Genomic DNA, 22,899 nt, shown 5'->3' on the forward strand with positions numbered 1-22,899 from the left:
GATTCGGCGGAAGACGTCTCCCCGTCAGTCCGGCAGGCGAAGCCTTCCCTCGTCGTCGAACGGGAAGAACGGGTTGTGCGCGATCTCCCAGAGATGGCCGTCAGGATCCTCCGCATAGCCTGCGTAGCCGCCCCAGAATGTCCTGTGCGGCGGCTTCACCAGCGAGCCGCCGGCCGCCACTATCCGCACCACCGCCTTGTCCACCTCGGTGGGCGAGCCGAGGTTCCAGGCGAGCGACTGGCCCCTGAACCCCGAGCCGTCGGCGCTTACGCCCGCATCCGCCGCCAACGCTTCACGACCGAAGAGAGCCAGGGCGACGCCGCCGCTTTCGAAGAACGAGACGTCCGCGTTGCTGGCGCTGGACCGCTTGAGTCCGAGCGCCTCATAGAATGCGGTGGAGCGCGCGACATCGGCGACGCCGAGAGTGAGCAAAGTCAAACGAAGGGGCGGCTGCACGGCGAACCTTGAATCCAGCGAGGCGTCGTCTCAGAACAGCGACAGCTGGGACGATCTCTCGCCGCGTCCCTCCCGAACCGGAGGCGTGAACAGGTCGGTCCGGAGCTTCAGGTGGCGCCGGTCGAGGCCAAGGCGCCGCGAGGCGATCTCGAAGCGGCGGCCGATCGTCCAGGCGATCACGCCCTCGCCGGTCTGCCGCTTGCCCCAGCCGGCGTCGTAGAGCTTGCCGCCGCGGGTCTGGCGCACCAGCGACAGGATGCGCCGCATCTTGTCCGGATGATGCTCGAGCAGCCACTCCTGCACCAGATCCTTGATCTCGTCGGGGAGCCTCAGCAGCACGTAGCCGGCCTCGCTCGCGCCGGCCGCCGCGGCAGACTCCAGCAGCCGGTCGATCTCCTGATCGTTGAGCGCGGGAATGATCGGGGCCGTCAGCACGGCGACGGGCACGCCCGCCTCCTTGAGCGCTGCGATCGTCGCCAGCCGGCGGGCCGGCGTCGGCGCGCGCGGCTCCATCTGGCGGGCGAGCTCAGGATCGAGCGTCGTCACCGAGATCGCGACCTTGGCGAGCCCCTGCGCCGCCATCCGCGACAGGATGTCGAGGTCGCGCAGCACCAGCGCCGACTTCGTCACGATACCGACGGGGTGACGCGTCTCCTCCAGCACTTCGAGGATCTTGCGGGTCAGCCGGTAGGTCTTCTCGATCGGCTGGTACGGGTCGGTGTTGGTCCCGAGCGCGATGGTGCGCGGTTTGTAGCCCGGCGCCGAAAGCTCTCGCCGCAGCAGCTCCGCGACATTCGGCTTCGCCGTCAGCCTGCTCTCGAAATCGAGCCCGGGCGACAGACCGAGATAGGCGTGCGTCGGCCGTGCGAAGCAATAGACGCAGCCGTGCTCGCAGCCGCGGTAGGGGTTGATCGAGCGGTCGAAGGCGATATCCGGCGACTGGTTGCGGGTGATCGCGGTCCGCGCAGTCTCGATCGCGACTTCGGTGCGGAACGGCGGACGGTCGCCGAGCCCCTCCCAGCCGTCGTCTTCCTCGATGCGCGACAGCGGCTCGAAACGGCCGCTGGCGTTGCTGACGGCCCCGCGGCCGCGACGGCGCCCGCCGCCAATCGCGGCGGCCTCGGGATCGGGAAATGAGCGTGCGGGTTGCGACATGACCTTGAAGCTAGGTCTCGCAATCGAACAAATCAAGAACATCAGCTGAAATCGCGTATTTTTGCGGTCGAAGCGGGCCCAAACGCCACGGACTCCGCGGTTTTCCCATGCTAGGCAGCTTGTTATGCTGAGCGTGGTGATCCCCACCCGAAACCACGAGCGCTCGCTCGTGACGACGCTCGCGGCCCTCGTGCCGGGCGCCGCGGACGGCGTCGTGCGCGACGTCACGATCGCCGATGGCGGCTCGACGGACGCGACCCTCGAAGTCGCCGATCTCGCGGGCTGCAACGCGCTGAAGGGCGGTCTCGCCCGCGGCGACCGGCTCGACGCCGCGGCGCGTCGCGCCAAGGGGCCCTGGCTGCTGTTTCTCGATCCCGACGTGACGCTGGAGGAGGGCTGGCACCGCGAGGTGCGCTCGCTGATCGACGCGTTGGAACGCACGGGCGAGGCGGATCGGCGGGCGGCGGTGTTCGGCTATGGCGTCGACGGCTTCGGCGGGCGCGATCGGCTGGCGGAACGGCTCGCGGGGCTGGCCGGGCTGCTCACGGGATTGCCGCGTCCGGAACAGGGACTGCTGATCCACAAGAGCTTTTATGAACGGCTGGGCGGCTTCCGCCCCTTGCCGGCGATGGCGGACGCGGACCTCATCCGCCGCATCGGCCGCGGACGCATCGTGCGGCTTCGCGCCCGGGCGCTCGCCCCGGCGCCCCGGGCCGAAGCGTGGCGGGCCGGGCCGAAAGCGGCGCTCGGCGCCGGTCTCCTGATGTTGCGCGTCCCGCCTCGGCTGGTGGCGCGCCTTTACGGCTGAGTCGTCAGAAGGCGTCCTTGCGAAGGGTGATCAGCCCCTCCGCGACGACGCGCTCATGGTTTTCCGTCCGGCTCTTCACCCGGTATTGCGGCTCCAGATCCTCGCGGGTCGCCGGCATCAGCCGGAGAATCTCGAACGCGCCCGACGCGCGGGCGGACCCGCTGGCGGCGAGCGTGACATGCTGGCCGATCGTGAATTTATGGTCCGACATGTGAAAGCCGTTCTGTTTCGGAGGTGGACGCCCTCGCGCGACTCGCCGCGCGATCGCGAGGCGCTATATCGATACGAGGGAGAATGCGGCCCCTGGCGTGCGACGCCTGGGCGCGTTGCATTAGACGCTCTTTTCGGCGGGGCTAACAGAGATTTCTCGCGGAATTTTATTCCCGTTGTATTTCCCGGTAAGATCTCTAGATAAGGAGACGCTCAGGCAAAAATAATCCGATCCTGCGTTCGGCTGTGAATTCGAACTCTGGGTTGTGATTGCTCCACCAATTCCGCCTGGGCGCAGATCACTAGAGGTTTTTCTAAAATGGCGACTGGTACGGTTAAATGGTTCAACGCCCAGAAGGGCTTCGGCTTCATCGCGCCGGATGAAGGCGGCGCCGACGCGTTCGTCCACATCAGCGCCGTTGAGCGTTCGGGTCTGAGCGAGCTCCGCGAAGGTCAGAAGGTCAGCTACGAGATCGTTCGCGATCAGCGCAGCGGCAAGAGCTCGGCCGAGCGTCTCGCTCTGCAGTGAAGCTTTGAACGCCGGCGACGCTTCATGATCCGCGGCCAGTCGCGGGTGACGGTGAAGCGTCGCGTGGCGCTTTCGGAGATTCTCGAGAGGAGCACGGGACTATGCGCTATCTGGGCTCTCTCACGTGTTCCGGAATTCTCGAAATGGACGGCGAACGCGCTCCGGCCAGGTTCGAGTTCGAATGCTACCTCGCCAAGATGGGGAGCGTAGCCGCTTCCGGCGAACTGACGACCAGCCCCTCGGCGCTTAAAAAGATGCACGGGGTGCGGGACGTCGATTTCCTCGCCGACACGGGTCATCACCTCAAGCTGACCCTGTCGGACAAGAAGGCGACCCCGACCGGGGCCTCCGCCGACGTCGTCGCGGCCGGCGATCTACCGGTCTTCAAGGATGGCGTTCTGCAATGGCTTGAGCCCGCGGACGCCCGGGCGGCCTGAAAATTCGTGCGGGTGGTCGGCTCTCTTCGTGAGGGCGGGCGTCCGGCGTTCATGTCGCTCTTGGATCCAAACTCATTCGATTAGGAGACGTTTTGCTAGTCGTCGTTCGAGACAATAACGTTGATCAGGCTCTCAAGGCTCTCAAGCGCAAGATGCAGCGCGAGGGCGTGTTCCGCGAGATGCGCCAGCGCCGGGCTTACGAGAAGCCTTCGGAACGCCGCAACCGCGAGAAGGGCGAGGCCGTGCGCCGCGCGCGCAAGGCTGCGCGCAAGGCCGCTCAGCGCGAGGGCCTCATTCCCGGTCCGAAGAAGAAGGTCCTGGCTCGTCCAGGCATGCCGGTCCGCTCGACCGGCGCCTGACGCCGGCCTTTGCGCCGACTGATTTTCAACCGAACTGATCGTCAGCCCACGCCGCGCCTCGTTGCGCGTCGCGGGCTGATCGCGTTCAGGGCCGCGGCGTCACGCCCAGCAGGCGATTGACCCGCTCCCGCTCGCTTTCGGGAAAGACGACCTCGAGCTGGTGGGGGTCGTCGTCGTCCCACCACCGCACGGCGTCTCGCAGCGTCGCGAGGTAGGCCTTGAGCTCCACGTCGGAGAGCTTCGGCAGCCGCTCGTGGACCAGCACGATCTTGCGGTCCGTCATCCAGCCGAAATCGCAGAGGCAGGCGAACAGGCCTTCCCAGCCGGACTGGAAATCCCGCGGCAGCCACAGCGCCTTTGCGAAGGCGGAGAACAATTCGCCGGCGTGGACGATGTCCGGCGGCAGCCGCCAGTGGAACGAGGCGCCGTTGATCCGGCCGGTGAGGTCGGCTGCGAACATGAAAGTCCCGGTCCGCTGGCCCACCGCCGGTCTCCAGCTCTCAGGCGCCGGCGCGCAGCTTGCCGCGCTTCAGGTGCTCGTCGAGGCGCGGCAGGATCTCGACGAAGTTGCATGGGCGGTGGCGGTAGTCGAGCTGGGCCCTCAGCACGCCGTCCCAGGCGTCGCGGCAGGCGCCGGTCGAGCCCGGCAGCACGAAGACGAAGGTCTTGCCCGCGACCCCCGCGGTGGCGCGCGACTGCAGCGTGGACGTGCCGATCGTACCGTTCGAATAGGCGTGGAACAGGTTCGAGAAGCCGTCCATACGGCGCTCGAACATCGGCTCCAGCGCGTCGGGACTGACGTCGCGGCCCGTGAAGCCGGTGCCTCCGGTGGTCAGCACGACGTCGACCGAAGGATCGGCCACGAAGGCGCCGACCGCGGCGCGCAGCGCCTCGCGCTCGTCGCGCACGATCACGCGGCCCGCAACGTGGTGGCCAGCCTCGGCGATGCGGTCTGCGAGGACGTCGCCGGACTTGTCTTCGGCGGCGCTGCGCGTGTCCGACACCGTGACGACGGCGATGCCGAGCGGGACGAACGTCCGTCCCTCGTCGAAACGCGACATGACAGACTCCTTCCAGCCGAGACGGCGCAATCATACCAGACCGGCCACGGCCCGGGCGAGGCCGCTCCCGAGGTCGTGACCATCGACCTGGCGGCGGCCGCGACTTGTGGCGATCGCGCCTTCGACCCATCTTTCACGCGCAGAAACCGCGGATCCGACGCCGGCATGACAATCAAGACGATCGCGCCGCCGTTCGCCGCCGCTCTCGCGCCCGCGACATGGGAGCGTCTCCGCGGCGAATCGGAGATTCGCGCCCATAGGGCGGGCGAGACCATTCTCGCCCGGGACCGAACGACGGAGGAATTCTACTTCCTGCTCAGCGGCCGCTGGACCATGCGGCGTTTCGTGCGCGGCGTTTCGGAGGCGCTGGTCTGGCGCGACGACGCGCCCGGCGCCTGGGTGTCGGGCGTCGCGGCGCTCGAGGCGATCGCCCCGACCGACGTTTTCGCCGACAGCGACTGCGAGGTGCTGGTCGCGTCCCGCGACCTCGTCCACGGCTTGATCGCCGTGGATCCGGCGCTCGCGACCCGGCTGCTGCGCGACATCCACCGCTGGAGCGAGCGGCTGGAGGTCCATGCGGCGCTGATGCGCGCAAAGACGCCGTAATGGGCGCGCGGGCCGTCCGGGTGATCGACTGGGTCTCGCGCGGAAGCCGGGTCGCGCTCGCGGCGTCGGTCGGCGCGGTGGCGATCGGAGCCGCGTCCGACTTCGGCTTCACCGTCCCCCTTGAGGTCGCGATCCAGCGTGGTCTGTCGCAGGTAGCGACGCCCGAGGCGCTCGACGCCAGGGCGCAGGCGGCGCTCGACGCCGACGACGTCGCGCTGGCGCGCGGGCTCGCCGATCTCGGCGCGGAGCTCGGCCGGCCTTTGCCTGCGGAGACCCTCCAGCGGCTGACCGCCGCGGAGGCGCCGGCGGCGGTCGCGTGGCGCGACGCGCGCGGCCTCGCGCATGGCTTCGCGACCGGAGAGATCGACGGCTCGGCGTCGCTCGTCGGCGCGCTGGCCGCGGACCTGACGCTGGTCGGCGACGTCCGCGACCTCGCGACCGAGGGATCGAAGATGGCGCGCGGCGAGGACCACAGCAATCTCATCCTGGGTCTCGCCGCGGCCGGCGTCGCGGCGACCGCCGCGACTTACGCGACGGCGGGCGCGGGCGCGCCGGCGCGTTTCGGCGTCTCCATCCTGAAGGCGGCCCGCAGAACAGGCGTCATGACGGCGGAATTCGCCGCCGATCTCGGTCGCCGCATCGCGAAGACCGGAGAGACGTCCGCAATTCGCGCATCGGGCCGCGAGGCCGGCGCCGTCGAGACCCTCCTCGGCGCTTCGACCGAGCTCCGCGCGGTCGGCGGCGCGGTCGGCTCGGCGGAGACCGTGCGGTTGATGAAATATGTCCGCTCCGTCGGCGAACTTCCCGAGCTTCGCCGCTTCACCACGCGCTTCGGAACCCGAAGCCGGGCGGTCGCCGAACTCACCGGCAAAGCCAGCCTGCGCGTCTTCCGCACGACGCTGCGGGTGGGCGAGATGTTGATGAGGCATCTGCTGGCGGCGCTGATGTGGTTCGGAGGGCTGATGCTTGGCGCGATTTCGAACATCGGCTGGCGTGGGCTGAGGTTCCTTGCCGCGAAGGTCTGAGCGCAACAATTCGTTGCGCCGGGACGGACGGTTTCAATCATCCGTTATGCTTTATTCCGCATCATTTCCAAGGATGCCCGTCGCGATGCTCCTTGGGGGACCGACTTTGGACGAGCCGCTTCGCGACTTCCCTACCGAGACCGCCGAAAACCCCGATCTCGTCGACGTCGAACGCGTCCACTTCGGGCAGGAGCCGGCGAACGCCAAGTTCCTCGGCGACATCTTCCGGCTCGTCCACACCATGAAGAGCGCCGTGCGGCGTCTCGGGGACAACGATTTCGGCCTGCCAGCGGCTCAACCACGTCACCGCCGAGCTGCAGGAAGGGTCATGAAGACCCGGATGCATCGCGGCGTGATGTGAACGAAGGCGCGCCGCCCCGGGACGGCGCCGGAATCCGGAGCTTGGGAGTTCATGAAACACTGTCTCGTCGTCGACGACTCGAGCGTCGTCCGAAAAGTCGCCCGCCGCATCCTCGAGAGCCATGATCTGCGGATCTCCGAAGCCGAGAACGGCGAGACCGCGCTTGCGCTCTGCAAACAGGCGATGCCCGACGGCATCCTGCTCGACTGGAACATGCCGGTGATGGACGGCTTCGAGTTCCTGACGGAGCTGCGGTCGCTGCCGGGCGGCGACGCCCCGAAAGTGGTGTTCTGCACCACCGAGAACGACGTCTCCCAAATCACCCGCGCGATGCGCGCGGGCGCGGACGAATATGTGATGAAGCCCTTCGACAAGGAGATCATCGCGTCGAAGTTCACCGAGGTCGGGCTTCTCTGAGCCGGCGGCAGGATCGATCTCGCCGATGATCTCGCCAGCCCGTCCGAGCGCCGCGCTCCCGACCGCACGGTCGCAGGCGTAACCGGCGCGCATTACGCGTTTCGACATCGTGTTCTGCCGCAACGTGCGGATCTATTTCGACGAGGCGACCAAGGCCGACGTCGTGGCGCGCATCGCCCGGCAGACGGCGCCGGACGCTTCCTGGCGCTTGGCGCGGCCGAGAGCCTGATCGGGCGCGCGGTTCGCGCCGCATCCCGCGCACCACTTCGTCAATCAGCCCCTCCAGCGTGAGCCGCCGCCGCGCATGACGGTCGTCGGACGCTGCGTGCGACTTCGGCCGCCCTGAAAAAGCAAAAGCCCCGCGCGGCGACCGCGCAGGGCTTTTTGTAGAGAGGCTGACGGGGCGATCAGGCGACTGCGCGGGGGCCGTCGTCCTCGTTGGGCTCGCGCAGCACATAGCCGCGACCCCAGACCGTCTCGATGTAGTTCTTGCCGTTGGTGGCGTTGGCGAGCTTCTTGCGGAGCTTGCAGATGAAGACGTCGATGATCTTCAGCTCCGGCTCGTCCATGCCGCCATAGAGATGGTTGAGGAACATCTCCTTGGTGAGCGTCGAGCCCTTCCTGAGGCTCAGAAGCTCGAGCATCTGGTATTCCTTGCCCGTCAGATGCACCCGTGCGCCGCCGACCTCGACGGTCTTAGTGTCGAGATTGACGATGAGGTCGCCGGTCGTGATGACCGATTGGGCGTGGCCCTTCGAACGGCGGACGATGGCGTGGATGCGGGCGACGAGCTCGTCCTTGTGGAACGGCTTCGTCATGTAGTCGTCGGCGCCGACTCCCAGGCCGCGAACCTTGTCCTCGATGCCTGCGAGGCCGGACAGGATCAGGATCGGAGTCTTGATCTTCGCGACCCGAAGCGCGCGGAGCACCTCATAGCCGGACATGTCGGGCAGGTTCAGGTCGAGGAGGATGATGTCGTAGTCGTAGAGCTTACCGAGATCGATGCCCTCTTCTCCGAGTTCCGTCGTATAGACGTTGAAACTCTCGGACTTGAGCATCAATTCGATGCTTTGAGCCGTAGACCTGTCGTCTTCTATGAGAAGAACGCGCATGCGATTCCTCCATCGATGCCCGCGCTACCTGCCCCGGAAGAAGCGGGCAACACGGTGAACCGATCGTTTCCAGTCCGATTCAAGCTTAGTGGCGAAAGGTTAACAGAATGTGATTCTGCGCCGCAAGCTCGTTCTGATTCATCCGCTCATTTGCCGTAACCGACTGAAATTGGACAGTTTTTCCAAAATCGCGATTTCGACTACTTTCTTAAAGAACGAGGCTAACTGACTCTTTCGACTCAAGCTTTGGGTCGCGAGGCGGTTTCCGATCCCTTAAGGCGGCAGTCTCATAATTAAGCAGAGCGGTAAATGAAGGGTTACCCTCGGGCCGTCCGGTCAGGATTCGATAAGCTTGTTTTCAACGGGCGCGCTGCGCGGCCTGCCGCAGACGGTGGAGGCCGCCCGCAGTCGCCAAGCGTTCGGCCGTGTCGTCGGGGTGCGCGGCCTGCTGGTCGAGGTGGCGGGCCCGCTCGGCGCGATGGCGGCGCCTATCGCCCGGGATCGCGCCGGAGGTCGACGAGGCGATCGCGCTCAATCAGCCGTTCGAGCAGTTTCTGACGCAAGGTAAGGAAGAAGCAACACGTCTCAGCGAAGGCTATGCGCTGCTTCGTACGATCTTAAGCGTTCCGGCAACCGGACGCTAACCGGCGTGTGTTTCCATGGCTGACATGAAGTCCCGAGACACCCTCCTTCGCCTCAAGCGCTTCCAAGTCGACGAGAAGCGCCGCCAGCTCGTCCAGATCGAAACCATGATCGCCGAATTCGAGCGCATGGCGAACGACCTCGACCGCGAAATCCTGCACGAGCAGGAAAAGGCGGGCATCCACGACATCGCCCATTACGCCTATCCGACCTACGCCAAGGCCGCGATGGCCCGTCGCGACAACCTCAAGCGCTCGGCCGACGAGCTCGCCGGCCAACTGACCGACGCGCAGGACGCGCTGGCGGAAGCGTTCGAGGAGCTGAAGAAGGTCGAGCTGCTGGAAGAGCGCGACGTCGCCCGCGAGCGTGTGGCGGACGCCGCCCGCGACCAGGCCGAGATGGACCGCACCGGGCTCTCGCGCACCGAGATGCGGGTGGGCTGATCGAGCTCCGGCCGATTCAGGCGAACGACACGCTGTCCGTCATGCCCGCGTCTTCGCGGGAATCCGCGCCTTTCCTTCAATCGCCGGCTTGACGATCCAAGTCGTGGATACCCGGCTGCGCCGGGCATGACGGCTTAGTCGGAAGCGTCGCGCGTTCGGGACATCGGCGTCCCGCTCAGTTCGCGAAGCGGAAGTGCAGCACGTCGCCGTCGGCGACGACGTATTCCTTGCCCTCGAGCCGCATCTTGCCGGCGTCCTTCGCGCCGTTTTCGCCCTTGAGGGCGACATAATCTGCGAAGGCGATCGTTTCCGAGCGGATGAAGCCCTTCTCGAAATCGGAATGGATGACGCCCGCGGCCGCCGGCGCCTTGGTGCCGCGCTCGATCGTCCAGGCGCGAGCCTCTTTCGGGCCGACAGTGAAATAGGTGACCAGCCCGAGCAGCTGGTAGCCGGCGTGGATCAGCCGGTCGAGGCCGGCCTCGCGCAGGCCGAGCGCCTCCAGATATTCGGCGCGCTCCGCCGTGGGCAGAACGGCGATCTCGCTCTCGATCTTCGCTGAGATCGCGACCGCGACCGCGCCTTCCGCCTTCGCCCGCTCCATCACCTTCGCGGAATAGGCGTTGCCCTCGACCGCCGAGCCCTCGTCGACATTCGCGACATAGAGCACGGGCTTCGAGGTCAGCAGGTTCAGCGCGTCGAAGGCGGCGCGCTCGTCGTCGGCGATCTTCGCCAGCCGCGCCGGCTTGCCGTCGCGCAGCAGCGGCAGGACCCGGTTGACGATCTCGAGCTGCTCCTTGGCTTCCTTGTCGCCGCCGCGCGCGCGCTTCTCAAGCGCGACGACGCGCTTCTCGAGGCTTTCGAGGTCGGCGATCATCAATTCGGTCTCGACGGTGTCGGCGTCGGAGAGCGGATCGACCTTGCCCTCGACATGGGTGACGTCGTCATCCTCGAAGCAGCGCAGCACATAGGCGATGGCGTCGACCTCGCGGATATGCGCGAGGAACTGGTTGCCGAGACCTTCGCCCTTGGAGGCTCCGCGCACCAGCCCCGCGATGTCCACGAAGGTCAACCGCGTCGGGATGATCTCCTTGGAGCCGGCGATGCCTGCAAGCGTCTCCAGCCGTGGGTCCGGCACGGCGACCTCGCCGACATTCGGCTCGATCGTGCAGAACGGATAGTTCGCGGCCTGCGCGGCCGCGGTCTGGGTGAGCGCGTTGAAAAGCGTCGACTTGCCGACGTTCGGCAGGCCGACGATGCCGCATTTGAAGCCCATGGGGAGAGATCGCTCGTCTTGTCAGGTCAGGAGGAGGCGGCTTCTAGCACGTGGAAGGGATCAAGTACGAGGGTCGCCAAACCCCGCCGCCTCCATCCGGAGGTGCGCCTTGTTCTGGAAGCTGTTGTCTTCGCCGGCCGCGAGCAGGTCGGCGCCGTCGGCCACGGCCTCGGTGAGCACGTCGACCCACTCCATCTCGCCCTTGCCGAAGTCGTTCAGCACATAGGACAGCACGGCGTCCCTGCCGGGATGGCCGATCCCCAGCCGCACCCGCTTATAGTCGTTCCCCATATGGGCGGTGATCGAGCGCAGGCCGTTGTGGCCGGCGTTGCCGCCGCCGACTTTCACGCGCAGCTTACCCGGCGCGAGGTCGAGTTCGTCGTGCAGCACCGCGATGTCGGGAAGCGCGATCTTGAAGAAGCGGGCGGCCTCGGCGACCGACCGGCCGCTCTCGTTCATGTAGGTGCGGGGTTTCAGCAGCAGCGTCTTCACGCCGCCGATCGCGCCTTCCGCGACGTCGCCCTGAAAGCGCGACCGCCATGGCGCGAAGCCATGGCGGGACGCGATCCGGTCGACGGCCATGAAGCCGATGTTGTGCCGGTTCTTCTCGTATTTCGGCCCCGGATTCCCGAGGCCGACCAGGAGCAGCATGGAAAGAGCTCCCGCCAGGCCGATCAGTCGTCCTGCGACTTGCGGCTTTCGGACTTCTTGTCCTCGTCCTGCTTGGCGTCGGCGTCTTCCGCGTCCGTATCCGCAGCCTCGCCCTCGGCGCCCTCTTCGGGCTCCGCAGTCTCGCCACGGTTCTCTGCGGCGGCCTCGGCCTGCTCCTCGGCGATCTCTTCGGCGACGACGGTCGGCGCCGCGATGGTCGCGATCGTCAGTTCGTCGAGGTCGTCAGCCGCGAAGGTGACGCCCTTCGGCAGCTTCACAGAGTTGGCGTGGATGATGTCGCCGATCTGAAGACCCTTCAGGTCGACCTCGATCGCGCTCGGGATGTCGTTGACGCCAGCCTTCACATGCACTGCGTGCAGCACGACGTTGAGCACGCCGCCACGCTTCTTGATGCCGGGGCAGTCGTCTTCGTTGAGGAAGTGCACCGGCACCTCGACGTCGACGACCGAGGAGGCCGAGACGCGGAAGAAGTCGATGTGCAGCAGCGTGTCCTTGACCGGGTCGCGCTGGTAATCGCGCGGGATCGCCCGCTCCTTGCCGGAGCCGGTGTCGATCTCGAACACGGTGGTCTTGAAGCCGCCGGCGTGGAGCAGCAGAGTCAGCTCGCGCCGGTCGAGCGAGATGCCGACAGGAGCTTTCTTGCCGCCGTAGATCACAGCGGGAATCTTGCCTTCACGGCGAAGCGCGCGGGCGGCCCCCTTACCGGCCTTCTCGCGCGCCTCGGCCTTAAGAGCCTTGGTCGCGGACATTATGATCTCTCCGAAATTGAAACGGCCGCCCACCGGGGCGGCCTGCCGCAGCGAACCCCTCCAGGGGTGTGGGACGCCGCGCGCGAGGCAATAGCGGATCGCGCCCGAAAATACAACGGAACCGCCGGCGGCTACTCGCCCGAAAGGCGCCGGTCTTCGTCGTCCTGCTCCTTCGACATCGCCAGCACCGAGACGACGACCGAAAAGCTGCAGACGACCACGGCCCAGAACCACGGCTCGTTGAGCTCGGTGTAGGTGACGCAGAGAAAATCCATCACGAAGAGCACCGCCAGAAAACTGGCGAGGACCCCGAGACTGAAGCGCAGCCAGCTCATGAGCCTTCTCATGCAGGATATGATGCGGTCCGCCGCGGATAAACGCCAGCGGGCGGAGGGCGGATCAGTCGAAGAGGCTGGAGACCGATTCTTCCGACGAGGTGCGGGCGATCGCTTCGCCGATCAGGGTGGCGATCGAGATCGTGCGGATGTTCTTCGCGACCCTCACCGCCTCGGTCGGCTGGATCGAGTCGGTCACCACCATCTCCTTGATGCGCGACGCGGAGATGCGCGCGACCGCGCCGCCCGAGAGCACGCCATGGGTGAGATAGGCGTAGACGTCCTTGGCGCCCTGCTCGAGCAGGGCGTCGGCGGCGTTCACCAGCGTGCCGCCGGAATCCACGATGTCGTCGACGAGGATGCAGGAGTGGCCCGCGACGTCGCCGATGACGTTCATCACCTCGCTCTCGCCCGGCCGCTCGCGGCGCTTGTCGACGATGGCGAGCTGGGCGTCGATGCGTTTCGCGATCGCGCGGGCGCGGAGCACGCCGCCGACATCGGGGGAGACGACCATCAGATTGCCCTGCGGCAGCCGCTCCTTGATGTCGCGCACCATTACGGGGGCGGCGAACAGGTTGTCGGTCGGGATGTCGAAGAAGCCCTGGATCTGTCCGGCGTGAAGGTCGAGCGTCAGCACCCGGTCGGCGCCGGCCTGCGTGATCATGTTGGCGACGAGCTTCGCCGAGATCGGCGTGCGGCCGGCGGCGCGGCGATCCTGCCGGGCGTAGCCGAAATAGGGCATGACCGCGGTGATGCGGCGCGCCGAGGAGCGGCGCAGCGCGTCGATGATGATGAGAAGCTCCATCAGGTGGTCGTTCGCCGGGAACGACGTCGACTGGACGACGAACACGTCCTCGCCTCGGACGTTCTCCAGGATTTCGACGAACACCTCCATGTCCGCGAAGCGGCGCACGTTGCATCTCGTAAGCGGCGTGGCGAGGTAGGCCGCGATCGCTTCGGCGAGCGCGCGGTTGGAGTTGCCGGCGACGACCTTCATGCGATTTGATCCCGAAAAGTCCGGCCGGCCAGCGGGAGACAGCGCCGGCGCTTAGGAGGCGAGGGGCTCTTAACAGCGATTCCAGACAGCCTCAACGTCATGAAGCGTCGGAACGGCAACTTGCCGCGCCGGTGTGTCCGTCGGGTTAAGCTGCTTGGTTTACGAAAGAGCGATCGCGGCGATCAGCCGGCCGTAATCCGGCTCGCCTCGATGGGTCGCCCGGCGGAAGCTGAAAAAGCGCCGCTCGTCGGCGTAGGTGTCGATCCCGAGATCGTCGACCGCGCCGACGCCCGCCGCCTCGAGCCGCGCCACGACATAGCCGCCGAGGTCGAACAGCGAATGGCCAAGCTTCGGCGACTCCGCAAAGAAGCGGGCGTTGGCGGGATCGGCCGTGGTGAAGCGGGCGACGAATTCCGGGCCGACCTCATAGCTCTGCTGCCGGATGCATGGTCCGAGCGCGGCGGTGACGGCTTGCCGCGACGCGCCGAGCTCCTCCATCCGGGCGAGCGTCGACTCCAGCACGCCCGAGAACGCGCCCTTCCAGCCGGCATGCGCCGCGGCCACCACGCCTGCGTTCGGATCGGCCAGCAGGATCGGCCCGCAGTCTGCGATCGTGACGGCGACGGCGAGGCCGCGCGTCGCCGTCGCGACGGCGTCGACATGCGGAGCGCCGTCCCGCGACCAGGGGCCGGCGGCGGCGACGGAGTCTGCGGAATGCACCTGCCACGGCACCGCGAGGCGGCCGGGCTCGACGCCCAGCGCCTCCGTCATTCGCCGCCGGTTCTCGCGCACGGCTTCGGGATCGTCGTTCGAACCGAGGCCGCCGTTGAGGCTGGCGTAGAGTCCCTGCGAAACGCCGCCCTCGCGGGTGAAGAAAGCGTGGCGCACGCCAGGAAGGGCGCCGAGGAGAGCCGATTGAACGATCGGGACGGCGTCGGTCATGGCGTCGGTCCTTCAGAAGGAGCGGAAGAGGGCGAGGGTGCGAATCCGGGGAGGGGACCGAGACGAGGATCGGCGAAGGCGAGCGCCTTGAACAGGGCGCCCATGCCGGTCGGAGCGCGGTCGGTCAGGCGGGCGACCGCCGCGACGATCGCGTCCCGCTGGGCGTCCGAGGCTTTCGCGCAGAGCTGCGCCGCTCGCGCGGCGAGGCCGAGCGCGTCGAGAAGATCGCCCTGCGTCGCGAGCCGCATCGCCGTCGCGCCGCGGCTGCGCGCGGCGGCGGCGAGCGCGCCGAAATCGACATGGGCGGTGAGGTCGGCCTCGCCGGGCTCGGCGAGCGGATCGACGAAGCCGTGGGCGCGCACCGCCTGCAACGTATCTCCGGCGCTGAAGCCCGAGCCGTAGTCGATCGCGAGCGCCGCCCCGCCATGGGCGGCGACATGGCCGCCCAAGCGCGCTGCGATGGCGAGCGCCTCGGGACAGACTTCAAGCAGGGCGCCGGTCGGACGCTCCGGCGGATCGAGATCGGACGGCGCCTCCGGCGCCAGGCCGAACACGAGCGCGCCCTCATCGGAGAGGCCGACGAGCCGCTCCCGCCAGCCCGCGGCCGTCCTGGCGAACTGGCGGATCGGGAGGGCGTCGAAGAATTCGTTCGCCACGGCGACCACGGGATGATCGTGATCGAGCGCCTCATCCACCGTCGCCGCCCACCTCACAGCGACGCCGGCGGTCTGCAGCGTCCGTTCCTGCACTGCGCGCAGCGTCGGGCTGGTCTCGACGAGCGTGACCGCGACCGCATCGCGAAAGTCCGGCGCCGCCTTGGCCGCGCGGAGCATGTCGGCCATCAGCGTGCCGCGGCCGGGTCCGAGCTCGATCAGGGCGACGCGCTTCGGCGCGCCCATCTGCGTCCAGACCGCCGCGCACCAGAGCCCGATCAGCTCGCCGAACATCTGGCTGATCTCCGGCGCGGTGACGAAATCGCCGGCCGGGCCGAAGGGATCGCGAGTGGCGTAGTAGCCGTGCTCGGGATGGCCGAGGCACAGCGCCATGTAGCGCGCGACGCTGATCGGACCCTCCGCGGAGATCAGCGCGGCGATCTCCCGACCAAGCGGGGTCATCCGTTGGCGGGGCGCTTCGACGCGATCACGACAACGGCGAGCCCGATCGCGACCATCGGCAGCGACAGCAGCATCCCCATCGTGAGCCCGCCGGCGAGAAAGCCGAGCTGCGCATCCGGCTCGCGGAAGAACTCGCCGACGATGCGGGCGAGGCCATAGCCGGCGACGAAGGCGCCGGTGACGAGACCGGGCCGCTTGAGCGCGCCCCTGCGCACGAGAACCTGAACGAGCACGAACAGCACCACGCCTTCAAGCGTCGCCTGGTAAAGCTGGCTCGGGTGGCGCGGGTCCGGGCCGCCATTGGGGAACACCATCGCCCAGGGAACGTCCGTCACCCGGCCGAACAGCTCGCCATTGATGAAATTCGCGATGCGGCCGAAGAACAGGCCGATCGGGGTCACGGCGGCCGCGACGTCGAACACCGGCATCAGCGGCAGCTTTTTCAGGCGCGCGAACAGCGACAGAGCGACCGCTGCGCCGAGGAAGCCGCCGTGGAAGCTCATGCCGCCATGCCAGACCTCGAGCGCCTCGAGCGGGCTCGCGACGTAGTGCGGCAGATCGTAGAACAGGACGTAGCCGATGCGGCCGCCGAGGATGACGCCGAAGGCGACCCAGACGATGAGATCGTCGATGTCGAGCGGTTTCAGCCGGGGCGTCGCGCCCCACAGCGCGTCCTTTGCGCAGATGCGCTTGGCGAGCCACCAGCCGAGCAGGAGGCCTGCGATATAGGCCAGCGCATACCAGCGGATCGCGATCGGCCCGATCTGCAGCGCGACCGGGTCGATCATCGGGTAGGCGATCGCGAACAGCGGCATTCGGACGGGCTTCCTGCGGATCGAGGCGGGTGATGAGCGGAGCGGGGAGGGGTGTCAAGGCGCGCCGTCTCGGCCTCGGCGAACGGCCGGGCTCCGCATGGCGTAGCGCAGTGATGGGGACGGGCGCCGCCACTCTTGCTTGACCGTCCGAAACGGCTCCCTTAGCCTTTCGTTCAGGAGCAAGGGAGCTCCCGCTGGTTTGGCTTCGGCCCCGCGGGAGCTCCCTTTTTTGTTTTCGGGTCGCGCGTCGGCCCCGCCGGAGATCGAGCATGCCGAGGTTCACCGCCGCCGCCGTGCAGTTCGAACCGACCATGTTCGAGAAGGAGCGCAACATCGCGCGGCTTCTCCAACTGGTCGAGGAGGCCGCCGCCGGGGGCGCGGACCTGATCGTCACCCCAGAGATGGGCACGACCGGCTATTGCTGGTTCGATCGCGACGAGGTCTCGTCGCAGGTTGAGACGATCCCCGGCCCGACGACCGACCGCTTCGCCGCGGCCGCAAAGGCGACCGGAGCGCATGTCGTCGTCGGCATGCCCGAGGTCGAACCGACGACCGGGCTCTACTACAACTCCGCGGTGCTGATCGGACCCGACGGCGTCATCGGCAAGCATCGCAAGACCCATCCCTATATCTCGGAGCCGAAATGGGCCGCCCCCGGCGACCTCGGCCATCAGGTGTTCGAGACCGCGCTCGGCCGCATCGCGCTGCTGATCTGCATGGACATCCACTTCGTCGAGACCGCGCGGCTGGTGGCGCTCGATGGCGCCGACGTCATCTGCCACGTCTCCAACTGGCTGTCGGAACGCACGCCTGCGCCCTACTGGATCAGCCGGGCCTTCGAGAATTCCTGCTGGCTGATCGAGAGCAATCGCTGGGGGCTGGAGCGCACCGTGCAGTTCAGCGGCGGAAGCTGCGTGATCGCGCCGGACGGGACCATCGCGGCGGTCATCGACAGCGGCGACGGCGTCGCCTACGCCGCGATCGACACAGACCGCTCACGCGCCCGCTCCGTGCTCGGCGAGGCGACGTTCGCGCAGCGCCGACCGCAGCTCTACCGCGAATTGCCGACCGGACTGTCCGGTTGGAACCCGCTCGACTTCTTTTCGCTCTACGGCCATCGCTCGCCGCCGCCCGGAAAACTGTCCAAGGTCGCGGTCGCGCAGTTTCTTCCCGGCTCCGACGTGGCTGGGAACCTCTCGAGGATCGCGGAGCTCGCCGCCGAGGCGGCGCAACGCGGCGCCGACCTCGTGACGTTTCCCGAACTCTCGGTGACCGGCCTCGACGATCCGGCGGATCGCGCCGAGCCGGTGTCGGGCCACGCCGTCACCCGCCTGATGGCCATCGCGTCGCGACACAACCTGCATCTGGTCGCGGGCCTTGCGGAAAAGGACGGGGCGCGTCTCTACAACGCCGCCGTGCTCGTCGGCCCCGAGGGCGTGGTCGGCGTCTACCGGAAGATCCATCTCGACGCGCGCGACCGGCCTTGGGCCGAGGCCGGCGACGCCTGGGCGGTCTACGACATACCGATCGGACGCGTCGGCCTCCTGATCGGGCACGACGCATTGTTTCCGGAGGCCGGGCGCATCCTGGCGCTGCGCGGCTGCGATCTGATCGCCTGTCCGGCGGCGCAGGCCGGCATGTTCTCATTCGGCCATGCCGGCAGCGCGGTGAAGCAGAGCTTCCCGATCCCGACAGGCGCGGACCCGTTTCACTGGCACCACTTCCGGGCGCGCGCCGGCGAGAACAACGTCGTCTTCGCCTTCGCCAACGTCGTCGACCCCGATCGGGGCTTCCCGGGGATGAGCGGCGTCTTCGGACCCGAGACCTTCACCTTCCCGCGCCGCGAGGCGATCGTCTTCGAAGGCGAGGGCGTCGCGCTGGCGGAGCTCGACACCACCAATCTCGACACGCCCTATCCGACCAATCCCATCCGTCGGAAGGATCTCGTGACGATGCGCCTGCCTCAGCACTACGTCCCGCTCGCCGTCGAGCGCGGCAACGAGCGCGCCGCCGGCTGAGCGAGAGGGGCCCCAGGGCGCGCGCTGCGATCTGGCGAAGCGCGGCGCGCTCGCTTATCAAAGTGCGCAGGGATCTCGACGCAGGGCGGACATGGGCATGAAACGCATGGCGTCGTTAATTCTCGCCCTCGCATGCGCCGCGACGCCGCAGGCGGTCCGGGCGCAAGCCGATCTCGCCGGCCCGCTCAAATCCTTCAAGGACTGGACTGTCGGCTGCGACAACCTCCGGGCCTGCGTGGCGCTCGGGCTTGCGCCGGAAGAGGACGCGAACGCCTATGTGAGAATAGAACGCGGGGCGGGCGCCGCCGACGAGCCGCTCGTCGCCTTCGCGGCGATCCTCGACACCGAGCCCAAGGCGCCGACGCTCGCCGTCGCTCTCGACGGCAAAGCCGCTCCGGGGTTGCCCTCCGGCCCGATCGCCGCCGTGGCGGACGGGCCTTACGCCCGCGCGAAGCTCGCGCCGGCGGAGGCGCGGGCCTTCATCGCCGCGCTGAAGTCAGCCAAGAGCCTGACGCTGGCGGTGCGCGACGGAAGCGAGACAGTTGGGACCTTCAAGGTTTCGCTCGCCGGCTCGGCCGCAGCGCTGCTGTTTCTCGACGACCAGCAGAAGCGCGTCGGCGGCGTGACGGCGCTCGTTTCAGGCGGTCCAGCGGCGTCGTCCGCCGTGCCGCCGGCGCCCGCCATTCCGGTGATCTCCGCCGTTCGGATGACCGGGATCGACAAGACGCCTCCGACGCCGCGCGGCGTGAAGCGCGACGCGGACGCCGACTGCGACGACGTCAGCGCCATCCGGCTCACGGCGTCAAAGACGCTCTGGGCGGTGTGCGAGACGCAGGCCGCCTACAACACGACCTATCGGATGTGGATCGCGGAGGGCGACACCGCCGCCCATGCGGACTTTCTCGAGCCCGGCGCGACGCCAAGCGACGACAGTTCGACGCTGACCTGGCCGACCCTGTCGGAGGATGGGCTGACGATGGCGGCGTTCGACAAGGGACGCGGGCTCGGCGATTGCGGACAGTCCGCGTCCTGGGCGTTCGACGGCTCGGCCTTCCGGCTCGTATCCCTCGCCCGCGTGGATGATTGCCGCGGCGTATCCCCCGACGACTGGCCGACGCTCTATCGGGCGCGACCACAGCGCGCCGGCTGAGGCGGGCGCAGACGCCGTCGGGGAAAAGGCTTGCGCCTGAGGGGGCGGAGAGCCATCTCATGGCGCAGACGGACCTTCCGGAGACCTGACGCCGATGACCGAGACCCGAGGCCGCGTGTTCGACGAGATCGGCCGCCTGATGACCGACGCCGCCGGCGCCGCGTCCGGCCTGCGCCGTGAGGTCGAGACCGTCGTGCGCAGCCAGGCGTCGCGCATCCTGTCCGATCTCGACCTCGTCCGCCGCGACGAGTTCGAGGCGGTGCGCGCGATGGCGCAAAAGGCGCGCGAGGAGAACGAGAAGCTCGCCGAGCGCCTGGCCGCGCTCGAAGCCTCCGCCGGGTCGCACCGCGACGATTTTCGCGGGGAGCCGACGCCGGACGCCGTTCCAGAGCCGGCGCCCGAGGGCGGGCCGAAGGGCCTCGACGACGCAGTCGGGGATTAAATTCTGAAGCCGCGCTATCGCCAGTGTGCAGCGCGGCAAGCGGCGCCATATACTGTATATGGCGGCTCGAATCGTCGGGGTGTGCATCGACGACTTCAGGGCCGCGGTTGACGGACCGCCCTTGGTCCGTCCGTCACGCGTGACGTCGTTCCCACGCCCGTTTCGCCGGGCCTCACCCCGGGAGGAGCTCATGGCTCTCATCGACGTGGACGCCGATCGCCAGGGCCATCCTGTCGACATGATCGAACGCATCGCGACGTTGAACGACTGGTCTTTCGACCGGTCGGGCGACGACGAGATCACGATCTCCGTCGACGGATCATGGACCGACTACCACGTGTCTCTCACGTGGATGAGCGAGCTGGAGTCCCTGCACCTCGCCTGCGCCTTCGATCTCAAGGTTCCCGATCGCCGAAAGACGGAGATTCTGCAACTGCTGACTCTGGTGAACGAGCAGATGTGGCTCGGTCACTTCGACCTCTGGAGTGCGGAAGGGGTGGTGGCCTATCGCCATTCGCTGCTGCTCTCCGGAGGCGCGGAAGCGAGCGCCGCCCAGTGCGAGGCGATGCTCGAAGCCGCGATCGAAGCCTGCGAACGCCATTACCAGGCGTTCCAGTTCGTGCTCTGGGCCGGCAAGAGCGCAAAGGAGGCCATGGAGGTGGTGGCTTTCGAAACGGTGGGGGAGGCGTGACGACCTCGATTTCCCGATGACTTCGCATGAGGCCGGGCCGCTCGATCCGGGCGGCCCGGTTCTTCTCGTGGGCGCAGGAAAGATGGGCGGCGCCCTGCTCGACGGATGGTTGGCGCGCGGGCTCGACCCGAAGACCGCCTTCGTCATCGACCCGGCGCTGCCGGACGTCGCGGTCGAAAAGCTCGAGCGCCTCGGCTGCACTGTGGGGCCGCAGGCCGGCCAGCTTTCCAATCCCGTCGCCATCCTTGTCGCGGTGAAGCCGCAGATGGCCAAAGCCGCGCTACCCGCCGCCGCGGCGTTCGCGGGCCCCGGCACGGTCATTATCTCCATCATGGCCGGCACGACTCTTTCGACCCTTGGGCGCGGACTGGCCGAACGGCAGGCCATCGTCAGGGCGATGCCGAACACGCCGGCCGCGGTCGGCCGCGGCGTGACCGGCTGCGTCGCCGGCGCCCATGTGACCGCAGATCAGCGCGCATTGACGGACCGCCTGCTGACGGCTGTAGGCGACGTCGTATGGGTGGAGGAGGAGGCGCTGATCGACGCCGTGACCGGCGTCTCCGGCTCGGGGCCGGCTTACGTGTTCCTGATGGTCGAGGCGCTTGCGCGGGCGGGCGTCTCCGCCGGGCTGCCCGCCGACCTCGCCCAGACGCTCGCCCGCAAAACCGTCGAGGGCTCGGGCGTTCTGCTCTCGCAGTCCGCCGAGCCGCCGGAAGTCCTGCGCAAGAACGTGACCTCGCCGAACGGCACCACGGCTGCGGCGCTCGACGTTCTGATGGCCGATGACGGTCTTGCGCCGCTGATGGAGCGCGCGGTCGCCGCGGCGACCCGAAGGGCCAAAGAGCTCGCCGGCTGAGCGTTTTCCGCCTTGGTCTTGGACCTGACGCCTCCCGCGACCTATGTTCCTCGTCACGCGACCGCATCGAGGAGAACCGCCATGACGTCGTCGCCATCCGATCCGATCGACCCGAGGCCCGGTCAGGGCGCGTCGCCCCAGCCGAAGCCCATCGGCGATCCGCGCGAAAAGATCGTCGACGCGCTGTTCGCGCTGCTCGTGGAAAAATCCTGGGCCAATATCGGCCTCTATGACGTCGCGGCGCGCGCGGGCGTTTCGCTCGCGGAGCTTCGCGGTCTGTTTCCCTCGAAAGGCGCGATCCTCGCCGGCTTCGTCCGCAAGATCGACCTCGACGTGCTGGCGAACGACACGCGGGACATGGCCGACGAGCCGGCCCGGGAGCGGATCTTCGACGTCCTGATGCGCCGCTTCGAGGCGCTCGCGCCCTATCGCGACGCGCTGCGGACGGTGCGCGACGGCCTGCGCACCGACCCGCTCGGGGCGGCCGCGATGAACCAGCTTGCGGTGTCCTCAATGCAATGGATGCTGGCGGCGGCGGGCGTGCAGGAGGCCGGGCCGCTCGGAACCGCCCGGGCGCAGGCGCTCGTGCTGATCATCGCCCGCGTTTTCGCGACATTCCTCAATGATCCGGACGAAGGCCTCGCCCGGACCATGAAAGCCCTGGACGAAGAGCTCCGCAAAGCGGAGCGCTGGGCGCGGCGCGCCGAAGACGTCGGCCGGCTGACCGCGCCGTTCCGCGGTGTTCTCGACCGCGCGATGGGACGGCCGCGGGACAGGACCGCTCCCGAAGACGTCGCGCCCGCGGCATGAGCGGACCCGCCGCCGGGGAGATCGCGTTCGGCGATTTCACGAAGGTCGACATCCGGGTCGGCACGATCGTCGAGGCGGAGCCTTATCCCGAGGCGCGCAAGTCTGCGATCAAGCTCCGGATCGACTTCGGCGCGGAGATCGGGGTGAAGCGATCGTCCGCGCAGATCACCCGGCATTACGAGCCGGCGGCGCTTGTGGGCAAGCAGGTGGTCGCGGTCGTGAACTTCCCGCCGCGGCAGATCGGGCGGTTCATGTCCGAGGTTCTGACGCTTGGCGTTCCCGACGCCGACGGCGAAGTCGTGCTGCTCGCGCCGACGACCGGCGTCCCGAACGGCGGCCGGATGTTCTGAACGTCGTCATAAAGCGCGCCATCGTCCGCCGGTGACCGGAGGATCCACGTTTTAGTGTAGCCC

General features: G+C 68.0%; 32 protein-coding genes and 1 pseudogene. 18 read left to right on the plus strand and 15 right to left on the minus strand.

Annotation, left to right across the window (positions count from 1 at the left end; translation table 11 throughout):
• Positions 1 to 24: 24 nt before the first annotated feature.
• Positions 25 to 456 (minus strand): VOC family protein, encoded by a 432-nt coding sequence (locus PKE75_RS07110; RefSeq protein WP_271168021.1) that lies wholly within the window; start codon positions 454 to 456, stop codon positions 25 to 27.
• A 30-nt stretch (positions 457 to 486) separates the two neighbouring features.
• Positions 487 to 1,611: a PA0069 family radical SAM protein gene (locus PKE75_RS07115; RefSeq protein WP_271168022.1), complete on the minus strand. Its 1,125-nt coding sequence runs from the start codon at positions 1,609 to 1,611 to the stop codon at positions 487 to 489.
• A 124-nt stretch (positions 1,612 to 1,735) separates the two neighbouring features.
• On the opposite strand from PKE75_RS07115, the gene PKE75_RS07120 reads away from it, so the two are divergent.
• Complete coding sequence (locus PKE75_RS07120) at positions 1,736 to 2,419, plus strand: glycosyltransferase (RefSeq protein ID WP_271168023.1); 684 nt, start codon at positions 1,736 to 1,738, stop codon at positions 2,417 to 2,419.
• A gap of 4 nt (positions 2,420 to 2,423) precedes the next feature.
• Here PKE75_RS07120 and PKE75_RS07125 read toward each other — a convergent pair whose 3' ends face one another.
• Positions 2,424 to 2,630, minus strand: coding sequence for a hypothetical protein (locus tag PKE75_RS07125; protein WP_271168024.1), 207 nt, complete (start codon positions 2,628 to 2,630; stop codon positions 2,424 to 2,426).
• Positions 2,631 to 2,948: 318 nt separating this feature from the next.
• Between PKE75_RS07125 and PKE75_RS07130 the strand changes: the two genes are divergently transcribed.
• From PKE75_RS07130 to rpsU, 3 genes are all read left to right on the plus strand, one after another.
• On the plus strand, positions 2,949 to 3,158 hold the full coding sequence (locus PKE75_RS07130; protein WP_271168025.1) for a cold-shock protein: 210 nt from the start codon (positions 2,949 to 2,951) through the stop codon (positions 3,156 to 3,158).
• Positions 3,159 to 3,301: 143 nt separating this feature from the next.
• Positions 3,302 to 3,595, plus strand: a complete 294-nt coding sequence (locus tag PKE75_RS07135) for a hypothetical protein (RefSeq protein WP_271168026.1) — start codon at positions 3,302 to 3,304, stop codon at positions 3,593 to 3,595.
• A gap of 92 nt (positions 3,596 to 3,687) precedes the next feature.
• The gene (rpsU, locus tag PKE75_RS07140; RefSeq protein ID WP_271168027.1) at positions 3,688 to 3,954 is read left to right on the plus strand and encodes a 30S ribosomal protein S21; all 267 of its coding nucleotides are present in this window, start codon (positions 3,688 to 3,690) and stop codon (positions 3,952 to 3,954) included.
• A gap of 85 nt (positions 3,955 to 4,039) precedes the next feature.
• On the opposite strand, the gene PKE75_RS07145 is transcribed toward rpsU, so the two are convergent.
• On the minus strand, positions 4,040 to 4,414 hold the full coding sequence (locus PKE75_RS07145; protein WP_271168028.1) for a barstar family protein: 375 nt from the start codon (positions 4,412 to 4,414) through the stop codon (positions 4,040 to 4,042).
• Between the two features lie 40 nt (positions 4,415 to 4,454).
• Entirely contained in the window at positions 4,455 to 5,015 is a 561-nt protein-coding gene (moaB, locus tag PKE75_RS07150) for a molybdenum cofactor biosynthesis protein B (protein WP_271168029.1), read from the minus strand.
• A gap of 165 nt (positions 5,016 to 5,180) precedes the next feature.
• Between moaB and PKE75_RS07155 the strand changes: the two genes are divergently transcribed.
• The 5 genes and pseudogenes from PKE75_RS07155 to PKE75_RS07175 form a co-directional block, all read left to right on the plus strand.
• Positions 5,181 to 5,621, plus strand: coding sequence for a cyclic nucleotide-binding domain-containing protein (locus PKE75_RS07155; protein ID WP_271168030.1), 441 nt, complete (start codon positions 5,181 to 5,183; stop codon positions 5,619 to 5,621).
• Positions 5,621 to 6,646, plus strand: coding sequence for a hypothetical protein (locus tag PKE75_RS07160; protein ID WP_271168031.1), 1,026 nt, complete (start codon positions 5,621 to 5,623; stop codon positions 6,644 to 6,646). Before PKE75_RS07155 ends, PKE75_RS07160 begins: the two co-directional genes overlap by 1 nt.
• A gap of 85 nt (positions 6,647 to 6,731) precedes the next feature.
• On the plus strand, positions 6,732 to 7,007 hold the full coding sequence (locus PKE75_RS07165; RefSeq protein ID WP_271168548.1) for a hypothetical protein: 276 nt from the start codon (positions 6,732 to 6,734) through the stop codon (positions 7,005 to 7,007).
• A 51-nt stretch (positions 7,008 to 7,058) separates the two neighbouring features.
• On the plus strand, positions 7,059 to 7,424 hold the full coding sequence (locus PKE75_RS07170; RefSeq protein ID WP_271168032.1) for a response regulator: 366 nt from the start codon (positions 7,059 to 7,061) through the stop codon (positions 7,422 to 7,424).
• A 97-nt stretch (positions 7,425 to 7,521) separates the two neighbouring features.
• A pseudogene (locus PKE75_RS07175) lies at positions 7,522 to 7,715 on the plus strand (CheR family methyltransferase); the annotation flags it as partial.
• 116 nt (positions 7,716 to 7,831) lie between these two features.
• Here the strand turns inward: PKE75_RS07175 and ctrA are convergent.
• Positions 7,832 to 8,536 (minus strand): response regulator transcription factor CtrA, encoded by a 705-nt coding sequence (gene ctrA / locus PKE75_RS07180; RefSeq protein ID WP_271168033.1) that lies wholly within the window; start codon positions 8,534 to 8,536, stop codon positions 7,832 to 7,834.
• 358 nt (positions 8,537 to 8,894) lie between these two features.
• The gene (locus PKE75_RS07185) at positions 8,895 to 9,071 is read right to left on the minus strand and encodes a hypothetical protein (protein ID WP_271168549.1); all 177 of its coding nucleotides are present in this window, start codon (positions 9,069 to 9,071) and stop codon (positions 8,895 to 8,897) included.
• Between PKE75_RS07185 and PKE75_RS07190 the strand changes: the two genes are divergently transcribed.
• Both PKE75_RS07190 and fliJ read left to right on the plus strand, forming a co-directional pair.
• Positions 9,061 to 9,180: a hypothetical protein gene (locus PKE75_RS07190; protein ID WP_271168524.1), complete on the plus strand. Its 120-nt coding sequence runs from the start codon at positions 9,061 to 9,063 to the stop codon at positions 9,178 to 9,180. The two genes, PKE75_RS07185 and PKE75_RS07190, sit on opposite strands and share 11 nt — an antisense overlap.
• A gap of 24 nt (positions 9,181 to 9,204) precedes the next feature.
• Positions 9,205 to 9,621, plus strand: coding sequence for a flagellar export protein FliJ (fliJ, locus tag PKE75_RS07195; protein ID WP_271168525.1), 417 nt, complete (start codon positions 9,205 to 9,207; stop codon positions 9,619 to 9,621).
• 175 nt (positions 9,622 to 9,796) lie between these two features.
• Here the strand turns inward: fliJ and ychF are convergent, their stop codons facing one another.
• The 8 genes from ychF to lgt all read right to left on the minus strand — a co-directional run bounded on the left by ychF (position 9,797) and on the right by lgt (position 16,519).
• Positions 9,797 to 10,894: a redox-regulated ATPase YchF gene (gene ychF / locus PKE75_RS07200; protein WP_271168034.1), complete on the minus strand. Its 1,098-nt coding sequence runs from the start codon at positions 10,892 to 10,894 to the stop codon at positions 9,797 to 9,799.
• Between the two features lie 60 nt (positions 10,895 to 10,954).
• The gene (pth, locus tag PKE75_RS07205) at positions 10,955 to 11,545 is read right to left on the minus strand and encodes an aminoacyl-tRNA hydrolase (RefSeq protein ID WP_271168035.1); all 591 of its coding nucleotides are present in this window, start codon (positions 11,543 to 11,545) and stop codon (positions 10,955 to 10,957) included.
• Positions 11,546 to 11,568: 23 nt separating this feature from the next.
• Entirely contained in the window at positions 11,569 to 12,315 is a 747-nt protein-coding gene (locus PKE75_RS07210) for a 50S ribosomal protein L25/general stress protein Ctc (RefSeq protein ID WP_271168036.1), read from the minus strand.
• A gap of 131 nt (positions 12,316 to 12,446) precedes the next feature.
• Positions 12,447 to 12,650: a hypothetical protein gene (locus PKE75_RS07215; protein ID WP_271168037.1), complete on the minus strand. Its 204-nt coding sequence runs from the start codon at positions 12,648 to 12,650 to the stop codon at positions 12,447 to 12,449.
• A gap of 64 nt (positions 12,651 to 12,714) precedes the next feature.
• Complete coding sequence (locus PKE75_RS07220) at positions 12,715 to 13,647, minus strand: ribose-phosphate pyrophosphokinase (protein ID WP_271168038.1); 933 nt, start codon at positions 13,645 to 13,647, stop codon at positions 12,715 to 12,717.
• A gap of 159 nt (positions 13,648 to 13,806) precedes the next feature.
• Positions 13,807 to 14,589 carry a purine nucleoside phosphorylase YfiH/LACC1 family protein gene (locus tag PKE75_RS07225; protein WP_271168039.1) on the minus strand — a complete coding sequence of 261 codons (783 nt, stop codon included), beginning with the start codon at positions 14,587 to 14,589 and terminating at the stop codon, positions 13,807 to 13,809.
• Positions 14,586 to 15,704 (minus strand): class I SAM-dependent methyltransferase, encoded by a 1,119-nt coding sequence (locus tag PKE75_RS07230; protein ID WP_271168040.1) that lies wholly within the window; start codon positions 15,702 to 15,704, stop codon positions 14,586 to 14,588. The genes PKE75_RS07225 and PKE75_RS07230 overlap by 4 nt, the downstream gene beginning before the upstream one ends.
• Positions 15,701 to 16,519, minus strand: coding sequence for a prolipoprotein diacylglyceryl transferase (lgt, locus tag PKE75_RS07235; protein ID WP_271168041.1), 819 nt, complete (start codon positions 16,517 to 16,519; stop codon positions 15,701 to 15,703). The genes PKE75_RS07230 and lgt overlap by 4 nt, the downstream gene beginning before the upstream one ends.
• A gap of 269 nt (positions 16,520 to 16,788) precedes the next feature.
• Here lgt and PKE75_RS07240 point away from each other — a divergent pair, with 269 nt between their 5' ends.
• From PKE75_RS07240 to PKE75_RS07270, 7 genes are all read left to right on the plus strand, one after another.
• Positions 16,789 to 18,537, plus strand: a complete 1,749-nt coding sequence (locus PKE75_RS07240; protein WP_271168042.1) for a nitrilase-related carbon-nitrogen hydrolase — start codon at positions 16,789 to 16,791, stop codon at positions 18,535 to 18,537.
• Between the two features lie 97 nt (positions 18,538 to 18,634).
• Positions 18,635 to 19,687 (plus strand): DUF1176 domain-containing protein, encoded by a 1,053-nt coding sequence (locus tag PKE75_RS07245; RefSeq protein WP_271168043.1) that lies wholly within the window; start codon positions 18,635 to 18,637, stop codon positions 19,685 to 19,687.
• A 94-nt stretch (positions 19,688 to 19,781) separates the two neighbouring features.
• On the plus strand, positions 19,782 to 20,129 hold the full coding sequence (locus tag PKE75_RS07250; protein WP_271168044.1) for an accessory factor UbiK family protein: 348 nt from the start codon (positions 19,782 to 19,784) through the stop codon (positions 20,127 to 20,129).
• Between the two features lie 190 nt (positions 20,130 to 20,319).
• Positions 20,320 to 20,820 (plus strand): type III secretion system chaperone family protein, encoded by a 501-nt coding sequence (locus PKE75_RS07255; RefSeq protein WP_271168045.1) that lies wholly within the window; start codon positions 20,320 to 20,322, stop codon positions 20,818 to 20,820.
• Between the two features lie 16 nt (positions 20,821 to 20,836).
• Positions 20,837 to 21,676 carry a pyrroline-5-carboxylate reductase gene (gene proC / locus PKE75_RS07260; RefSeq protein ID WP_271168046.1) on the plus strand — a complete coding sequence of 280 codons (840 nt, stop codon included), beginning with the start codon at positions 20,837 to 20,839 and terminating at the stop codon, positions 21,674 to 21,676.
• Positions 21,677 to 21,757: 81 nt separating this feature from the next.
• Positions 21,758 to 22,486 carry a TetR/AcrR family transcriptional regulator gene (locus tag PKE75_RS07265; protein WP_271168047.1) on the plus strand — a complete coding sequence of 243 codons (729 nt, stop codon included), beginning with the start codon at positions 21,758 to 21,760 and terminating at the stop codon, positions 22,484 to 22,486.
• A complete protein-coding gene (locus tag PKE75_RS07270) occupies positions 22,483 to 22,836 on the plus strand; it encodes a tRNA-binding protein (RefSeq protein ID WP_271168048.1) in 354 nt (117 codons plus the stop codon). The genes PKE75_RS07265 and PKE75_RS07270 overlap by 4 nt, the downstream gene beginning before the upstream one ends.
• Positions 22,837 to 22,899: the final 63 nt, after the last annotated feature.

It is taken from the genome of Hansschlegelia plantiphila (genome assembly GCF_027922265.1).
GTDB classification, from domain to species: Bacteria; Pseudomonadota; Alphaproteobacteria; order Rhizobiales; family Methylopilaceae; genus Methylopila; species Methylopila plantiphila.

What these genes read in the sequence shown, in the direction of transcription:
- PKE75_RS07120 (WP_271168023.1), top strand. Translation starts at nt 1,736, where the DNA reads ATGCTGAGCGTGGTGATCCCCACCCGAAACCACGAGCGCTCGCTCGTG.
- PKE75_RS07240 (WP_271168042.1), top strand. Translation starts at nt 16,789, where the DNA reads ATGCCGAGGTTCACCGCCGCCGCCGTGCAGTTCGAACCGACCATGTTC.
- proC (WP_271168046.1), top strand. Translation starts at nt 20,837, where the DNA reads ATGACTTCGCATGAGGCCGGGCCGCTCGATCCGGGCGGCCCGGTTCTT.
- PKE75_RS07160 (WP_271168031.1), top strand. Translation starts at nt 5,621, where the DNA reads ATGGGCGCGCGGGCCGTCCGGGTGATCGACTGGGTCTCGCGCGGAAGC.
- fliJ (WP_271168525.1), top strand. Translation starts at nt 9,205, where the DNA reads ATGAAGTCCCGAGACACCCTCCTTCGCCTCAAGCGCTTCCAAGTCGAC.
- PKE75_RS07270 (WP_271168048.1), top strand. Translation starts at nt 22,483, where the DNA reads ATGAGCGGACCCGCCGCCGGGGAGATCGCGTTCGGCGATTTCACGAAG.
- PKE75_RS07250 (WP_271168044.1), top strand. Translation starts at nt 19,782, where the DNA reads ATGACCGAGACCCGAGGCCGCGTGTTCGACGAGATCGGCCGCCTGATG.
- lgt (WP_271168041.1), bottom strand. Translation starts at nt 16,519, where the DNA reads ATGCCGCTGTTCGCGATCGCCTACCCGATGATCGACCCGGTCGCGCTG.
- PKE75_RS07125 (WP_271168024.1), bottom strand. Translation starts at nt 2,630, where the DNA reads ATGTCGGACCATAAATTCACGATCGGCCAGCATGTCACGCTCGCCGCC.
- PKE75_RS07115 (WP_271168022.1), bottom strand. Translation starts at nt 1,611, where the DNA reads ATGTCGCAACCCGCACGCTCATTTCCCGATCCCGAGGCCGCCGCGATT.
- PKE75_RS07135 (WP_271168026.1), top strand. Translation starts at nt 3,302, where the DNA reads ATGGACGGCGAACGCGCTCCGGCCAGGTTCGAGTTCGAATGCTACCTC.
- PKE75_RS07225 (WP_271168039.1), bottom strand. Translation starts at nt 14,589, where the DNA reads ATGACCGACGCCGTCCCGATCGTTCAATCGGCTCTCCTCGGCGCCCTT.
- PKE75_RS07170 (WP_271168032.1), top strand. Translation starts at nt 7,059, where the DNA reads ATGAAACACTGTCTCGTCGTCGACGACTCGAGCGTCGTCCGAAAAGTC.
- PKE75_RS07220 (WP_271168038.1), bottom strand. Translation starts at nt 13,647, where the DNA reads ATGAAGGTCGTCGCCGGCAACTCCAACCGCGCGCTCGCCGAAGCGATC.
- PKE75_RS07165 (WP_271168548.1), top strand. Translation starts at nt 6,732, where the DNA reads ATGCTCCTTGGGGGACCGACTTTGGACGAGCCGCTTCGCGACTTCCCT.
- PKE75_RS07230 (WP_271168040.1), bottom strand. Translation starts at nt 15,704, where the DNA reads ATGACCCCGCTTGGTCGGGAGATCGCCGCGCTGATCTCCGCGGAGGGT.
- PKE75_RS07210 (WP_271168036.1), bottom strand. Translation starts at nt 12,315, where the DNA reads ATGTCCGCGACCAAGGCTCTTAAGGCCGAGGCGCGCGAGAAGGCCGGT.
- PKE75_RS07215 (WP_271168037.1), bottom strand. Translation starts at nt 12,650, where the DNA reads ATGAGCTGGCTGCGCTTCAGTCTCGGGGTCCTCGCCAGTTTTCTGGCG.
- ctrA (WP_271168033.1), bottom strand. Translation starts at nt 8,536, where the DNA reads ATGCGCGTTCTTCTCATAGAAGACGACAGGTCTACGGCTCAAAGCATC.
- PKE75_RS07245 (WP_271168043.1), top strand. Translation starts at nt 18,635, where the DNA reads ATGAAACGCATGGCGTCGTTAATTCTCGCCCTCGCATGCGCCGCGACG.
- pth (WP_271168035.1), bottom strand. Translation starts at nt 11,545, where the DNA reads ATGCTGCTCCTGGTCGGCCTCGGGAATCCGGGGCCGAAATACGAGAAG.
- PKE75_RS07145 (WP_271168028.1), bottom strand. Translation starts at nt 4,414, where the DNA reads ATGTTCGCAGCCGACCTCACCGGCCGGATCAACGGCGCCTCGTTCCAC.
- PKE75_RS07130 (WP_271168025.1), top strand. Translation starts at nt 2,949, where the DNA reads ATGGCGACTGGTACGGTTAAATGGTTCAACGCCCAGAAGGGCTTCGGC.
- moaB (WP_271168029.1), bottom strand. Translation starts at nt 5,015, where the DNA reads ATGTCGCGTTTCGACGAGGGACGGACGTTCGTCCCGCTCGGCATCGCC.
- ychF (WP_271168034.1), bottom strand. Translation starts at nt 10,894, where the DNA reads ATGGGCTTCAAATGCGGCATCGTCGGCCTGCCGAACGTCGGCAAGTCG.
- PKE75_RS07265 (WP_271168047.1), top strand. Translation starts at nt 21,758, where the DNA reads ATGACGTCGTCGCCATCCGATCCGATCGACCCGAGGCCCGGTCAGGGC.
- PKE75_RS07255 (WP_271168045.1), top strand. Translation starts at nt 20,320, where the DNA reads ATGGCTCTCATCGACGTGGACGCCGATCGCCAGGGCCATCCTGTCGAC.
- PKE75_RS07155 (WP_271168030.1), top strand. Translation starts at nt 5,181, where the DNA reads ATGACAATCAAGACGATCGCGCCGCCGTTCGCCGCCGCTCTCGCGCCC.